General features: G+C 44.0%; 11 protein-coding genes, 1 pseudogene and 1 riboswitch. Of the genes and pseudogenes, 6 read left to right on the top strand and 6 right to left on the bottom strand.

What is annotated here, in order from left to right; genetic code table 11:
* From HQK80_00400 to HQK80_00390, 3 genes and pseudogenes are all read left to right on the top strand, one after another.
* Window positions 1-223 (top strand): annotated as a pseudogene (locus tag HQK80_00400) (response regulator).
* Window positions 224-384: 161 nt separating this feature from the next.
* Window positions 385-555, top strand: coding sequence for a hypothetical protein (locus HQK80_00395; protein MBF0220684.1), 171 nt, complete (start codon window positions 385-387; stop codon window positions 553-555).
* 101 nt (window positions 556-656) lie between these two features.
* Window positions 657-1,583, top strand: a complete 927-nt coding sequence (locus HQK80_00390) for a response regulator (protein MBF0220683.1) — start codon at window positions 657-659, stop codon at window positions 1,581-1,583.
* A 360-nt stretch (window positions 1,584-1,943) separates the two neighbouring features.
* On the opposite strand, the gene HQK80_00385 is transcribed toward HQK80_00390, so the two are convergent.
* From HQK80_00385 to HQK80_00375, 3 genes are all read right to left on the bottom strand, one after another.
* The gene (locus HQK80_00385) at window positions 1,944-2,321 is read right to left on the bottom strand and encodes a hypothetical protein (protein ID MBF0220682.1); all 378 of its coding nucleotides are present in this window, start codon (window positions 2,319-2,321) and stop codon (window positions 1,944-1,946) included.
* A 331-nt stretch (window positions 2,322-2,652) separates the two neighbouring features.
* The gene (locus HQK80_00380; protein ID MBF0220681.1) at window positions 2,653-4,836 is read right to left on the bottom strand and encodes a sigma 54-interacting transcriptional regulator; all 2,184 of its coding nucleotides are present in this window, start codon (window positions 4,834-4,836) and stop codon (window positions 2,653-2,655) included.
* A gap of 411 nt (window positions 4,837-5,247) precedes the next feature.
* A complete protein-coding gene (locus tag HQK80_00375) occupies window positions 5,248-7,629 on the bottom strand; it encodes a sucrose synthase (protein MBF0220680.1) in 2,382 nt (793 codons plus the stop codon).
* 167 nt (window positions 7,630-7,796) lie between these two features.
* Between HQK80_00375 and HQK80_00370 the strand changes: the two genes are divergently transcribed.
* From HQK80_00370 to HQK80_00360, 3 genes are all read left to right on the top strand, one after another.
* Window positions 7,797-8,660, top strand: a complete 864-nt coding sequence (locus HQK80_00370) for a carbohydrate kinase (GenBank protein ID MBF0220679.1) — start codon at window positions 7,797-7,799, stop codon at window positions 8,658-8,660.
* A gap of 95 nt (window positions 8,661-8,755) precedes the next feature.
* Window positions 8,756-10,951: an HAD-IIB family hydrolase gene (locus HQK80_00365; GenBank protein ID MBF0220678.1), complete on the top strand. Its 2,196-nt coding sequence runs from the start codon at window positions 8,756-8,758 to the stop codon at window positions 10,949-10,951.
* Between the two features lie 72 nt (window positions 10,952-11,023).
* Window positions 11,024-11,221: riboswitch (cobalamin riboswitch) on the top strand.
* Between the two features lie 120 nt (window positions 11,222-11,341).
* Window positions 11,342-12,403 (top strand): sirohydrochlorin cobaltochelatase, encoded by a 1,062-nt coding sequence (locus HQK80_00360; GenBank protein ID MBF0220677.1) that lies wholly within the window; start codon window positions 11,342-11,344, stop codon window positions 12,401-12,403.
* 63 nt (window positions 12,404-12,466) lie between these two features.
* Here HQK80_00360 and HQK80_00355 read toward each other — a convergent pair whose 3' ends face one another.
* The 3 genes from HQK80_00355 to HQK80_00345 form a co-directional block, all read right to left on the bottom strand.
* Window positions 12,467-12,961, bottom strand: a complete 495-nt coding sequence (locus HQK80_00355; protein ID MBF0220676.1) for a rubrerythrin family protein — start codon at window positions 12,959-12,961, stop codon at window positions 12,467-12,469.
* Window positions 12,962-13,065: 104 nt separating this feature from the next.
* Window positions 13,066-14,310 (bottom strand): D-alanyl-D-alanine carboxypeptidase, encoded by a 1,245-nt coding sequence (locus HQK80_00350; GenBank protein MBF0220675.1) that lies wholly within the window; start codon window positions 14,308-14,310, stop codon window positions 13,066-13,068.
* Window positions 14,311-14,389: 79 nt separating this feature from the next.
* Complete coding sequence (locus HQK80_00345; protein ID MBF0220674.1) at window positions 14,390-15,739, bottom strand: TrpB-like pyridoxal phosphate-dependent enzyme; 1,350 nt, start codon at window positions 15,737-15,739, stop codon at window positions 14,390-14,392.
* Window positions 15,740-15,937: the final 198 nt, after the last annotated feature.

The following is a 15,937-nucleotide window of genomic DNA, read 5'->3' as shown; positions in this document are numbered from 1 at the left end:
CATTGAAATGCCCAAGATGGACGGGCTTACACTCTGCAGACATATAAAGAAAGAGTTAGGTCTCTCAGAAATTCCGGTAGCACTCTTCAGCTCGCTTATCGATGAACAAATGGCTGCAAAGTGCAAAGAGGCCGGAGCGGATGTATTCACAAATAAACCCAAAATCAGAGAGCTTATAGTCCTGATTGATGATTTGTTAGGTATAGGTAAATATTCGGCTTGAGCTAAAAACAGTTAAGTAGCAACATTTCCTCCCTAGCGGGTGTTTTTCCTCAGCCCCAAAGGGGCGTAACATACTAGCCCAGGGCAACGCCCTGGGATATAGGAACATTTAATAAATAGCCCTGAAAGGGCGTAACATAGGCTTAAAACAGGCAGGGTCAGATGTCACGCCCTTTCAGGGCTATCTGTACTATTCCAGTCCCCAGGGCGTTGCCCTGGGCTGGTATGTTCTGGCCCTTTCAGGGCTATCTGTACTATTCCAGTCCCCAGGGCGTTGCCCTGGGCTGGTATGTTCTGGCCCTTTCAGGGCAAACCGAATATTTACAGGTATAGAATAATTAGCACATTCATTTCGCACTTATTGCATGAAATAGAAACATAACTCCACACCGTCCAAGAAATACATTTATGACTTTTAAACACTACAAAATATTATGAAAGATCTCCAAGTCAGCAAGGATAATCTGAAAGTCATAAATGTACTCCGAAAAATAAACAAATTTAGTGAGTTTACTGACAAGGATATTCGATCTTTGTTAAATGTCGGAAGAATTTGTGAGTATGAGCCCTCTGAGGTCATAATTAAGGAAGGTGCTCTTGACTCTTGGGTTTATTTTTTAATTAAAGGGGCCTTGGCCATAGAGAAAGATGGCCATAAAATAGCTATGTTAAGGAGGTGTGGCGACATGTTCGGAGAGATGGGGGTTATTGATGGTTCTCCAAGATCCGCTACTATCCGGGCAGATTCCAAAGTAATGATTCTAGAATTTAATGCATCATTAATTGAGGAGAAGCTTAAAACCAAACAAATTAATTTCTGTTACATGATCTATCGTATTTTTGCGGAGGTACTTGCTTCTCGATTAAGAAATACTACTGATGATAATATTAGGGTCATGAAAGAAAATTCAGAACTCAAAAAACAAATTAGCGTTTTTAAGCATGGTTCTTCAACAACACTTATTGGACGCAAGGATCTCGGGAAAACCTTTTCACACATGAAAACTCTTATTGTAGATGAAAAGGAAGCTACCAGAAAAATATTACGGTCTTTATTGCGTGAGTTAAAATTTGATGAAGTTATAGCAGTAGCTGATGCAGCGAGTGCTCTAATGGTTTTACAGGGAAATAAAATTGATCTGTTAATTTCCGAGTGGGACTTATCCGGATTAAGTGGGTTGGACCTGCTGAAAAGAGTTCGTGCCACAGAAAAAATAAAGAACATACCTTGTATTTTAATTATTGATGAAACTGGGGCAGATAGAGTCAAGTTAGCTGAGGCGGCTGGTGTTAATAAATGTTTGGCCAAACCTTTTAATGCTAACGGTCTTTACAATACAATTTCTGAGGCAATCGAGTAATATTCTTGGATTTGTCATTTTTAAAGTTGTGTTTGGCATAGCAGCAACTAGTATAGAGTAATTGTTCCGGTCAAACTATTCCTTTCTGCTCTTTACATCCTATCGAGTCAAACTCCTCCATGAAAGTTTGGTCAATTCCAACACTGTCAAGTGGTCAAGATATTTCAAAATCTTGCCACTTGAACAGGTAAAGAAAATCAATATGCTATCTATGCAGATTCCCCGCAGTGCAAAGTGCTAGCTGGCTCTAGCTTGCCACCTCTGTCCGTTGCCCGTAAATACGGATTATGTTGAATCTTGCATTTGAATATTCTCAGTAAATATCAAGTCTACCTAGATTCAATATGCTGATATTTACGATTATGTGCCTGCTCTTTTTTTGCTTTGAATTTGCAGGGAACTTTCGATTTCTTCTTCAGTGTTAACACCTAACTTAATAAGTATTTCACCGAGCTTCATATTTTTATTCTCTTTTTGATATTCAAGAGCTGCCTTCAATTTTTCTTGCGGAATCTTGCCGCTTTCAATCAAAACTGTACCTAGGCGTGTTGCATTTCTGTACATATTTCTTTTAGCAAAGAAAATTTCAAGTAACTCACGTGCTGGAACATCATTTATAGTTGTCATTTCCGTTATTAGGCCTGAATCGTTTAAAGATTGAGCAATCAATTCTTCTTGGGTAGCATGAAACGGATTAAAGTGTTGTAAATTAATGTAGTTAATTTTAGTAAACGGCATAAAGTTACCTCCCTATATAGCTAATTATTATCAAATTGTGTTCCTCTTTATGGTAGGCCTACTCAACTTAAAAGTCAAAAGGGATAGAAAACAGAGAATTTTGGTGATAAATGGCAACTATTTTGTTTTTTTCAGTTAAGAATTTGTTGATGCTTTAGTTGCCTCTTATAGTCAACATATCTCTAACCAGCCTTTAGTTTTGGGCAGGGATAAATTTTTCAGGAAGCATAGTAAAACTGTACAGTAACATCTTGACTCTTAGTAGCAGTGAGTTTGACACCCTTTTTATGGAACATCTTGCTTTTGGTGGGTTTCAAAACTTGGTGGCGGATTATTGAGAGATGTTAAGTTCTTGAAGTTTCGTGTAGAGGGTGCTTCGGCTGATATCGAGCATTCGTGCTGCTTTGGCCTTGTTCCAGTCGGTTTTTTCAAGAGCCGCAAGAAACTCTTCTTTCTTTATGGAACGTAGAGACGTCTTCATGAAATTTTTCTTGTTTTCATCATTACTCCATAAACCGTTTGGTAGATGCTCAGAAAGTAGGTAGTCCTGGTTGCAAAGGAGGCAGGCGTGCTCAATAGCATGTTTTAGTTCCCGAATGTTTCCAGGCCAGGAATAGTTTGAAAACAGGGTGCTGACTGCCTGTGAGAGGCCTTTAACCTCTTTGTTGAATCGTTTATTGCAAAGTTCAATAAAATGCTTCGTGAGTAAGGAGATATCGAGACCCCTTTCGCGCAGGGGAGGGAGATTGATGCAAAAAACGCGAAGTCGATAATACAGATCTTCCCGAAATTTTTTCTCCTTAACCAGCTGTTCAAGATTCGCATTTGTGGCAGCAACAACCCGGACATTTGCAATGATTGTTTTTGAGTCGCCAACCCGTTCATACTCTTTTTGTTCGAGAAAACGAAGGAGTCTGAGTTGAACCCGGTGGCTGATTTCACCAATCTCGTCTAAGAACAATATGCCGCCTTCGGCTGCCTGGATTCGGCCGATCCTGTCAATGTGGGCACCGGTGAAGGCGCCCTTGACATGACCAAAAAGTTCACTTTCCAGCAAATTTTCAGGAAGACCTGCACAATTCACCTTTACTAGAGGTTTGTTTGCGAGATCGCCGCTGGAATGCAAGGTGTCAACAACAAGTTCCTTGCCGGTACCAGTCTCACCGGTTATTAAAACGGTGGTGTCCACACTGGCTACCTGCCGAATCAACGTGTAGACATTTTGAACCTGCTCACTAACACCAATTATTTTTCTAAAGCCACGCCTTTCCGACAGTTCCGACTCAAGAAGAGCCAGTTTTGTGATATCATGGAGATTCAAGACGGCACCGCAGATTTGCTGCTCTTCATTTTTGAGCAGTGATGTATTCAACAGTTTAACTCGATGGGCTCCTGATAAACCCTCATATTCGACACGGTAGTCTTTGACTCCCTTTTGATCCAATAGGGTTGAGTTCAAAATCTTAAAACATTCTTTTTGCAAATGAGTGCCCAACGACCTGAAGGGTTCACCTTCTTCAATTTTAAGGCTCGACATATGTACATTGTTTTTATGCATTACTATCATGCGCGAATCTACGGTAATGATACCGTCAGGATTAGAGTTGAAAATGGCATATAGTTCCGACTGGGCTTTATTCTTGTCTTGAAGAGCTTTGTTAAGCGCTTCAGTACGTACCATTACTTTTTCCTCTAGCTGCTCGTTTAAAACACTTAACTGCTCCTCAGCCCGGTACCTCGCAATGATTTTACCGAGACGTTCTGTTATCGATGAGATCAGCGAGCTTTTTTCTTCCAAAAGTGACCTGCCTGGAACGGTGGGATGTTCTTTAGAGCAATAAATCTCCAAAGAGCCGACCATCATACCATGGCAAAAGATATCTTTTCTGTAACCCAAGGCGGTTTCACGAAAATTTATAGATTGGAAACACCTATTATCGTAAGTTATTCGGGCTACGGTGTGTTGGGGGCTTGGCAATGATTTTACCAGCAAATGAACAACTCCATCAAACAGTTTGCCTAGCGGCAAATCATGGGTGTAGAGCAGTTGACTAATATTGTAAAGACATTCAAGTTCTTTTACCCTTGTCGAAAGTTCATTTGATTTTTTTTCTAAAATGTTCTCAATGGATTTTCTCTTGGCAATCTCTCTCCTTTCTTTAAAAATTCGAAAAATTTTGGCTTCAAGAATATCCTTTGTAAAAGGTTTCTCTAGATAATCAGTGGCTCCCTTTTTAATAACATCAGTAAAACTGTACTTATCGCTGAATCCTGTTATAAGGACGACGTCAGTCTCGGGGGCATGCTCTTTAGCAAATCCAAGAACTCCTATACCGTCAACGACAGGCATCTGGATATCCGAAATAACAATGGCAAAAGAATCGCTTTTTAAAATTTCAACGGCTTTTTCTCCGCCACTGGCAGAAACGGTGTTGCAGCCAATACGGGCGCAGCAATCTTCCAACATTTCAAGATGTTCGGTGTCGTCGTCAACTAAGAGAATTTTATCTGTCATAGGAGTGTTCAATGAAAATAGTAAACGCCAGCACATGTCGCGTTGTCATTTTATACATGATACCCCCGTGAAATTATCCTGACAAGGCCCATTTTTAGAAAGTTCCTCATAATCTTTGAGGCTTGAACTATGTGCCAGGGATAAATAGAATAGTGAAGATTGATCTTGTCATACCAGGCTGCCAAAGTCGGGCAATATGGACAGGGTTCGCCACCGACAGCTACCCTGAACTTTATGAATGGTACTTTGCGATTGTTGAGTTTGAGAGAGAAGTTTTTTTAACCGATTAATGAAATAAACTTGTTTCAGAGCGAGCCGGGGATGTCGAGCTGATTTTCGAAGTCTAGCGCTTATCTGCGAGACCATCAAACCTTTATAGTCTTGAAAATTATCGTAAAACGGAAGTGGTGATTATCTCAAAATTTTATCCGCATAAGGTTTCAACTGCAGATGATAAAACATCTCAAGATAGCGCCCTGTTTCCTGGCGCTCGAGATTTGTTGCGTATTTCCAGAAACCGTAAATGCAGGAGAGGGAGAGAAGTCGGCTCGCATACAATTTCCAGGTATAGCGCTGTTCTACCCTCCGTATGGCACCTTTTGACAGTTTATGCCAATGCCCGGAATCGGTTCTGTTGTGCTCAAAGAAGGCGACTAGCTTTTCAGCGGCAATCCCGCCATGGTTCGGGTCAATATGAAAACCGGAAACTCCATCCTCAATAATTTCAAGCGGGCCGCCATAACACGTTGCAAAGGTCGGTAGTCCAGAGGCCATCGCCTCGATGATTGTCAGGCCGAAGGCCTCAAAAAAGGCAGGCTGCACAAAGACTCCCCGCAGATCCGCTATGGTTCGGTACAGTTCACCGGAGAGATTTTTGTCAAGCCGACCGCCTATCCAGCGCATCTGCTCATCTAAACCATGCTGGGACATAAGTTCATGCATGAGGTCAATCTGCTTTTGCTCTTCACTGTCAGCCGAGTCTTCTCTGGCCAGGCATCCTCCAATAATGAGCAGATTTGCCGCATCGCGCAGACGCTCATTTTTACCGTACCAGTCAACCAGCCCTGTGAGATTTTTAATATGATCCAGTCGGGCCATGGAGAAGATAATTGGCTTGTTTTTCTCTTTCATAATCCCCCGGCTCTCACCTTTACCATTATTGCCAAAGAGGAGTTCTTCAATTTCTCCTGCTAAAACTGTAAACCTTTTCCCCTTTTGGGTGTGCGGGAAATAGACAGTATTATCTGCACCCGGCGACACGATGTTAAACTTGGGGTCAAATACATCCACACCAGCCACAACCCTGTAGAGATTCGGCATGGTGAAACTGGAATAACTTTCATACTGGCCGACACTCTCGTCGCTGCCAACAATCTCCTGAAAAGTTGAGGTAATAATGAAATCAGCCGCATTCATGGCGATCAGATCGGCGGTAAACTGGCAGGAGAAGTGGTAATTAGTTTCCATTTCTTGCCAATACAGTGCCGAGTAAAGATATTTCGTTTTTTCCAAGGCGTGGGCAATATTGCACTGAGTCACTCCAAGTCTCTGGGCCATCAGATATGCCACCAGATTACCGTCAGAATAATTGCCGATAATCAGATCAGGCCTTGAGCCGAGCCTGGACAGCACCGCTTCTTCAGCCTCCATGCTGAAGTTTTCTAGATAGGGCCACACTTCAAATCGGGAAATCCATTGGGGAATAACCGCCCCGCCCTCATCACGAAAGGGAACGCGAAGGATATGAACATTTTCAGTGCCCACAACCTTTTCCAGAGGCTGATCACAGGTAGTATCACCTGCCTCTGGAATTAAACGGGTCACAATGATTATCTTTGGTTCGATATCAAGTCCCTGACTATAAATCTTTTTTCTCATCTCCTTTTCGAGGGCACGAACCTGATCCAGAATATAGACTACTTGCCCTCCTGTGTCGGGCAGACCTAAAACATTCTCCTGCCCGAAATAGCCGTGCGGGGAGAAAATAACGATATTGAAGATCATCGGGATATTCCCGAGAAACCGCTCAAGGTTCCTATGGTCTGGAGCCTCAAGAATATCTGCTAACAACCTGAATTTATCATGGATCTGTTTTGCTGTGCGCCCCCATCCTGGCTCAAAGCCAAACTGCTGAAGACGTGCTCCCAGGCCTGAGTTCTTATTACCCTGGGCCGAAGCAGTTAACTCAATGCCTCGCTGTAATGCCTTTCGAAGATCGGAAATCGTGTCAATCCGATTGTTGATCATGAATGGCGTGCCCTGGTAATTGTGGACCTTCATGAAGGAGAGAAGGAGCGCCTCTCCTTTTATGAGATCATGGGAAAGTCTCCCCGAAAGTCGACGATTCAGAAACTCAACACCGCGGCCAATCGAACTGGACTGGTTCATTTTTGGTAAATATCGTTCAAAGGGTTTAAAGTCGACCACCAACGGCCTTTTATGGGATTGACCGTTAATAAGCTGCTCTTTGAAATATAAAAACTCGCTAATGGGAATTTCTTCAAATTCCATCGTCTCAAAGTGATAGCGCAGACGTTGCCAAGTGGCGGCTTTTGGTCGAATGTCAAGGTAGAGCCACTGATCGGAGATCGCTGCTTCCTGGGTTTTTGCTATCGCTTGGCTGAAAGAGGAGTGCAAAAGTGTACAAGAGTTATTTTCGTTGCAAAAGTCCTGAAATATATCCCAGAGGTCGGTTCTAAGCAAAAAACTCTTCCCAGAGGTCTGGTAGCGCCGAAAAAGTTTGTCTACGATTTCACGGTTTTTTAAAATAAATTCAGTTAGTTGCGATAGCATGAATCCCTCCCTGGTTTGTAAATCTCGTCAAAAGAAATTTGGTCCTGATAGACAAAGACCTGTTTGATGACCATAATTCCCTGGGACAATTATTTCACGTTATTTATCTGTTTTATGGTATCATACCTGTTAAACGATGTTAAACGATGATTAAATGAAGGATAAATATGATTATTTGCATCGGGGAAATTGTCTGGGATATCTTTGCATCAAAAAAGGCATTAGGGGGCGCGCCGCTCAATGTTGCTTACCATTTGCAGGATATGGGGCAAAACGCCCGCATCATAAGTAAGGTCGGCCACGATGAATACGGCCAAGCCGCCATTCAGAAAATCGAGCAGCTTGGCCTCACAGTTAATACAATCCAGTACGACCCCAAATATCCGACCGGCCAGGTTCTGGTCCATCTGGACGACACCAACGAGCCCTCTTTTGAAATACTCTCCCCGGCCGCCTGGGACTTTATTCATCTCTCGGAGATTAGCAGACTCACCCAGAACTCTTATCATCTGGTCTGCGGCACCTTGGCCCAGCGCTCAGCAATAAGCCAATCCACCATCCGAAGCCTTCAAGCCGGGGCAGAGACCGTCTTCTATGACGTCAATTTAAGGCCGCCCTACACCCCCCGGGAATGTGTCCTCAACTCGCTTGAGCAGGCCAATGTTGGAAAGGTGAACGAAGACGAACTTGCGGTCATAAATAAATGGTCGTCTCTTCCTGAAGGGGGCTTGGAAGAGATGGCTCTTGCGGTTCTGGATAAATTCCATTTGGAGGTTCTCGCCGTCACGCTTGGTGGAAAAGGGGCCATGCTTGTCTGTCATGACGGTGTGTTTCAACATGGCGGGTTTCCGGTAAAGGTGGCAGACCCCGTCGGGGCCGGTGACGCCTTTTTTGCTGCTCTCATTAATGGCATTCTGCGCAAACGCAATTGGCAGGAGTGCCTTGTCCAAGCCAACAAACGGGGCGCCTTCGTTGCTTCTCAGCATGGCGCAACACCTGTAATGAAGCACATCCAAGACGATTTGTCCTGAAGGGAAGGATCGTCTCACATTACCATGTGAGAGGCAGAACAGATTACATTTTGGTATCGCTCAATTCAGATCACAAGCATACGGGAGAGTATAGTATGGACTCAAAAGGATTTTATATTCAGCTCTTCAGCATTCACGGCCTCATACGAGGAGACTCTCCTGAACTTGGCAGAGATGCCGACACCGGAGGTCAGGTAAAATATGTTCTTGAACTAGCCAAATCTCTTGCTGAGCACCCTTTAGTCTCCCAGGTTGATCTTGTCACAAGACTAATCATCGACAAAAGGGTTTCCCCTGCATATGCAGAAGAGATTGAGCCCTTAAGCGAAAAAGCCCGAATTGTCAGGATACAATGCGGGCCCAGAAAGTATATCCGCAAAGAACTGCTCTGGCCCCATATGGAGGAGTTCGTCGATAGAACCATTCGTTTTTTGAAAAAACAACTTCGCTTACCGGACATTTTTCACGGTCATTATGCGGACGGGGGCTATGCTGCCATGAATCTGGCTGAAACCTTTGCCGCCCCCTTTGTCTTTACCGGTCACTCGCTGGGGCGCAATAAAGAGGTGAATCTGCTCGGAGATGGAATCGCACAGGATAAAATCAACGAACACCTTAAGATGAAAACCCGTATTGCCGTTGAAGAAGAGATTATGGAGGCGGCCCAGTTGATTATAACCTCAACCAATCAGGAGATCGAAAAGCAATATGGCCTCTATGGTAATTTTTCTAAAATAAAGTCTTTCAAAATCATTCCGCCGGGAATCGACCTTGATGTTTTCTACCCCTATTATAATAACGAGATTGCCCCGGAGAGTATTGATGAAGGTACAAAGCAGGCCCGAGTGGCTTTGCGCCGCGAACTGCACCGCTTCTGGTCGGTTCCCAAAAAACCATTCATTCTTGTGCTCTGCCGCCCTGACCACCGGAAAAACATCTGCGGCCTGATCACCGCCTATGGCCAGGATAAGGAACTACAGGCCATGGCCAACCTGGCCGTCTTTGCCGGCATTAGAAAAGATATTGCCACCATGGAGGACAATGAACGGAACGTCCTCACCAACATGCTGCTCCTGATGGATCAATTTGACCTCTACGGCAAATTAGCCATCCCCAAAAAGCATGATTTTTCTTCTGAGGTTCCAGAGCTTTACAGAATATGCGCGGAAAGCGGCGGTGTGTTTGTCAATCCTGCCATGGTGGAGCCTTTTGGCATTACCCTCATTGAAGCGGCTGCCTGCGGCGTGCCACTGGTGGCAACCAATGATGGGGGCCCTATCGACATTATCGCCAACTGCCAAAACGGCACCCTGATCAACCCTTCAAACCCGGAGGAGATTGCTAAGGCGCTGAAAGCAATTCTTGTCGATCGGAGCATGTGGCAACACTTTTCAGAAAACGGCATCAACGGCGTCGGGAAGCACTATTCCTGGGATGCCCACTGTGAAAAGAGCGTCGAAGAGTTTATCGCGCTTTTACCGGATAAAAAGGTTCCGCCGGTGGTGAACAAAGGTGAAGGGGCAACCCTTTCCTATGGTCAGAGACTGAACCTTGTAAAGAAAATTTTGATCTCAGACATTGACAATACCCTGGCCGGCGACAAAAGAAGTTTAAAACAGCTGCTCAATATTCTTCGAGGCAATAGCCGAAAGTTGGCCTGGGGAGTGGCCACAGGTCGAAGTCTTGAGCTGACAATCGACATTATGAACGAACAGCTTATCCCAATTCCGGATGTCCTTATCTGCTCAGTCGGTACTGAGATCTATTATGGGCCAAACCTGCGTATTGATCGCGGCTGGCAGCAGCATCTCTCAAAAAACTGGAAACCGGAACAGATACGAGACGTTCTTGGAAGGCTTGATTTCCTCGGACTCCAGGGTCAAGAAGGACAAAGGGCCTTTAAAATAAGTTACTACATGAAAGACGACCCGGAACTGCTGGCCCGTGTGCACCAGCACCTTGCGGCAGCGAAACTTCTTTGTCAGGTAATATTTTCCCATGGCCAGTTTTTAGATATCCTGCCCTATCGTGCATCAAAAGGAAAAGCAATCAAATATCTTCAGTATAAGTGGGCAATTTCTCCCCAAAATGTCATGGTTGCAGGTGATTCCGGAAACGACGAAGATATGCTTCGCGGCCGAAGCTGTGGGGTTGTGGTTGGCAACCACAGCCGTGAACTTGAAGACCTCAAGGGGAAACCCCGCATCTATTTCAGCCCCGAAAAGTATGCTGCCGGAATCATTGACGGTCTCAATCACTACGGTTTTCTTCCAAACCATCTCGACTGCTAAAATAACTAACAAAATAAAAATCTCCGAGTATCTGATTTTTCTGTTGGCAAGAAAGCTTAATTCGATTAGTTGGTATTTATATCAATTTTAGGTGCTTAGCTTAATAGGGAATCCTGTGAGAATCAGGAGCGGGCCCGCCGCTGTAATTCCGTCCAACGAATGTATCTGTTGGAACTTTACGACCGATTATTGCCACTGACCGATACTGGTTGGGAAGGCTGTCGTAAAGGCGGAAAAGTCAGAAGACCTGCCTAAAATACAACACAGCCTCGAGGATATAAGGCTGTAATTACGATTCTGCGGAAAAATTGGGATACCCAGGTCAATTATTAAAATTGGTCTGGGATTTTTTTTTCAGACCTGCTTGAAACCATGGATGAGGAGATTGTTATGAGTAAGCAGGAAATTTGTTATGTGAAACAAGCTATTCGATACACTAATGATTGGGATGTTTATCAATCAATTTTACGTAAAGCATTTAGGGAAAAGGTTGTCAGGCCTACTATGACTATCTTGATAAAGAGCTGTATAATTGTGGTCACTGCTATTCTCTGGTGCGGCTTTGGTCAGGATGTAAAGGCGATGAGCCGAACTATTAAGGGTGATCCGGCCATCGTTATAGCTGCATTTGGTACAACGACCAAGGCCCGAGTTACTTATGATTTTTTTGAGGAGCAACTCAGGCATGAACTCCCAGAAAAGTACAAAAATCACGAAATTCGCTGGGCTTTTACATCGGAAATTGTGCGGGAGCGAGCAAATAAGAAATTTAAAGAGGCTGGTCTGGATAGACGTTATATAAGTTTGGCGCAGACCCTTGCCGACTTGGACGATGAGGGCTACCGGGAGATAGTTGTTCAGTCTTTACATATCTTTCCCGGTCAAGAGTTTGAAGAGGTTGAAAAAGCAGCAGAGGCATTTGAACTTCTTGGGCTTCACATTACTATTGGAGGAACACTGCTTCATGAATGGCCGTTTGTGTTTGAGGCGGTCAGTCAAGTTGAGCCAGAGTTTCTCTCCAGTAAAGAAGGTTGCAATATACTCGTTGTACACGGAACACCAGAGACATTTTCTGGTTCAACTTCTACCTACCTCGGGCTTGATCGGTATCTGTCATCTGCCTATCAAAATGTCTATATTGGTGGTGTCGATGGGGTTTTGACTCGTAATCAGGCCATTGGTCAGGCTAAACAATGTAACCCGAAGATGGTCAGGTTGATACCCTTTATGTATGTCGCCGGAGATCATATAATGAACGATATCATGGCTACAGAAGTTGTTGAGGGTGAGGCCTCCTGGTCGATGGAGCTTGAGGCGGGCGGTGTACAGGTTGATTCTGTTATGAAAGAGTTTAAGGGAGAGCCGTTTTTTAAGGGCTTAGGGTTTTATCCTGGAATTAACAGGATGTTCATCCGGCAAATTATTAAAAACCTTGAGGCCTTGGAACGGTAACCTGAAAAGTCCAGGTTGAGATCTCTGTCAACCTGGACTTTTTTCAAATTTGAAGGGTAACTGTTATTCTGCCTTAAAAAAAGCACGGGCATTGGCGCCGCATACAGGGCATTTTTCTGGTGCGTTGTGCTCGTGGGTATGTCCGCACACTTTACAGATATAGTAATCGCATTCAGTCATCGAATCGATACCGTCAATTGCCTTCTGGTAAAGTGCTGCATGAGTTTTTTCAACTTCGTTAGCAAAGGTAAATGATTGTCGGGCCGCTTTATTGCCTTCTTCTTCTGCTGTGACAATCATAGCCGGATACATATCCTCAAACTCTTCAGTTTCACCAGCTGCCGCGGCTTTGAGATTGTCAAGGGTTGTCCCTACCACTCCCAGCGCCTTTAGGTGTGAATGGGCATGAATTGTTTCTGCAGCAGCAGCAGCACGAAACAGCTTTGCTGCTTGCGGGTGTCCCTCTTTGTCGGCTTGGGCGGCAAAGGCAAGGTACTTTCGGTTCGCTTGCGATTCTCCTGCAAAGGCAGTCCATAGATTATCAATAGTTTTACTCATCTTTTCTCTCCTTTATTATAGGTTGTTGCATTTCTGAAAACCTATAGTAATTATTACTAAATAAAATTCAACCATAAAATTTGACCCTGTAACGGTATGAATCATTATTTTATGGTTAATTTTCTGATAATGGCGTCGCGTGTGTTTCTCTTCTGATTCAACATGATCACAAAAGGTGCCGGGGCTGAATCGTTATTAACGTAACCAGCGTAGGAGTAAACGCCCTTAAGTGTTCCTGATTTTATCGATAAGGAGTTTTCTCGTGGCAGCAGGTTCGAATATGGTTTGAAATTCTCAAGAATTCGAAGCATCGCCTCCGGAGTCAGCTTGTTTTTGCGAGATAACCCTGATCCTTCTTCAATAACAAATTGATCTTTTACGATTCCGATATTTTCAGAGAGAAACAGTTCTAAAGTATCCCGTCCTTTTTTCCATGTGGCAGGTGGGCCATATTGTACGGCTCCACAGGATAAAAAAAGCTGGTTTGCAATAAAATTATTGGAGTAAAGCAGTAAGGAACTGATAATTTCAGCTAATGATTTTGTCGATTGATGTTCGTAAATGGCTGTAAATCCAGGCGGTACGGTTTTTTCTTCGATACGTATTGGTTCAGGACTGTTAAAAGGAGCTAAATGAACAAAGAGTTGCCCAACGTAGGCTGCTATATCCTGCTTGTTTTTCGATATAGCTATTCTGTGTTTTCCTTGAGATAGACCAACTGCGTATTCAGACATTAAGGGGATGAACGGCGTTTGCGGTTCAAGGGAGACAACACCATCATTTGTGACTTTAATTGGTAAAGCGTTAAAATTTACAGAAAGAGATGCGTTAAGCGCATCATATGGATTTTTGGAGCCCTTGGCTCCATCGGTTGTTGACGACTCAAGGTTAAAGTAGGAGTTGTCAATATACAGCCGCTTAAAAGGGCGGATGCCCAGTTTGGTAAGAGTATTCCAGATGGCTGCGATCTCTTCAGATGTTAAAAAAGGATCACCATAGCCCTTGATGAACAGATCATTGTTCTGGTCTTGATAAAAAGCTGTCCTGAAACGATATTGAGGCCCAAGGACAGCAACGGCGGCAGAGGCTGTTGCAATCTTGAGGATAGACGCTGGTGTGAACAGGGTATAACGATTATGTTCAACCAATTTGTTGCCGGTGGTAGTAAAGATGAAACCACCATTGTCAATTAAGGTGGCAACAGCTTTGTGGAAGGGACTGACTTGATGGGTATCAATGGTTGCAGGCGCAGGTGGATTCCCCTCAGCACCAAAGCCTTGTTCTGCCCACAGATGCAGGCAGAAAAAAACCGTGATTAGTAAGAAAAATCGAACGTGAGAAACTAACACTGGGGTGTGGAAAGTCCGGCAAACCCAGTAAAGAACTGAGCTTGCCGGATCTCTGAAGGCATTTATAAGAGAGCTATGTTTAATCAACTATTGGCAGACAGGCTAAGGCGTCTGCTATCGCACCCTCTGGGTACTCATAATTGTGTAAGGCACCGGCGTAGAACTTATCATAACTTGCAAGATCCAGCATACCATGACCGGAGAAGTTAAACAGGATAGTTTTGGGCTCATTTTTATCCTTTGTTGCCTCAATGATCGCTGCCCGAATAGCGTGGCACGTTTCAGGAGCAGGAATAATCCCTTCAGTTTCGGCAAAAAGACGACCAGCTTCAAAGCATTCAAGCTGATGTACACTCATTGTTTCAACCAGATTTTCTCTGACCATGGCACTGACTATTGGGGCCATTCCATGATAACGGAGGCCACCGGCATGGATACCAGCCGGCATAAAATCATGTCCAAGGGTGTGCATGTATAACAGTGGCGTTGTCTTGGCAACATCACCAAAATCGTAGGCGAGTTTCCCTTTGGTCAGAGTTGGGCATGAAGCTGGTTCTACACCGACGAGTCGGATCTTTTTACCGTCAAGCTTATCACGTAAAAATGGACTGGCTATACCGGCAAAGTTAGAACCGCCGCCACAACATCCGATAATAACATCAGGGGTAGCCCCAATCATTGCCAGCTGTTTCTTGGCCTCAAGACCGATAATGGACTGATGCAAAAGCACATGATTTAATACGGAACCGAGGGCATAGTTGGTATCTTCACGTGAGGCGGCATCAATGACCGCTTCACTGATTGCAATGCCAAGAGAACCATTTGAGTTAGGATCTTTAGCAAGCATCATTCGGCCAAATTCGGTGTCCTGGCTGGGGCTGGCAACGATTTCGGCACCATAGGTGTTCATCATGCTCTTTCGATACGGTTTTTGGTCATAGGAGATTCGAACCATATATACTTTACATTCAAGGCCGAACTTGTGAGTAGCAAAAGACAAGGCGCTGCCCCATTGACCTGCGCCTGTCTCTGTCGCTATTCGTTTAATTCCTGCCTCTTTATTGTAGTAGGCTTGCGCGACTGCACTATTAGGCTTATGACTACCAGCTGGAGATACGCCTTCATTCTTAAAATAAATTTTTGCCTTGGTTCCAATAGCACGCTCCAGATTGTCAGCACGGATTAAAGGAGATGGTCGCCATATTTTATAAACATCAAGTATCGGCTGAGGAATATCTATCCAGCTTTCTTCACTCATCTCCTGCTCAAGAATATTCATGGGGAAAATTGCTGACAATTTGTCAGGCCCCATTGGTTCGTTAGTGGCGGGGTCCAGCGGAGGCTTGAGGCCATTGGGGATATCTGGGCCTACATTGTACCATTGGGTTGGCATTTCATTTTCAGGCAAAAAGATTTTCTTTACAGTCATATTGTCCCTCATTTTTTTGTTATCGTGCCGCTAAAACAGGTAGTGCCGAGTGCAATTTTTATGATAATACCCTGTGCAAAAAGAGATTCGCAGTATTAAACATTAAAAACGCCAATAATGTCTAACAGAACAGTTTGAAAATTTAAAGCACTATTCGAGTAGAACTACCTAATTTGATGAAGAAATTAAAATATAGTA

This window comes from Desulfobulbaceae bacterium, assembly GCA_015231515.1.
In the GTDB taxonomy this organism is placed as follows: Bacteria; Desulfobacterota; Desulfobulbia; order Desulfobulbales; family VMSU01; genus JADGBM01.
Note: the sequence above shows the minus strand (reverse complement) of the source record. Positions and strands in the feature narration are given on the sequence as shown.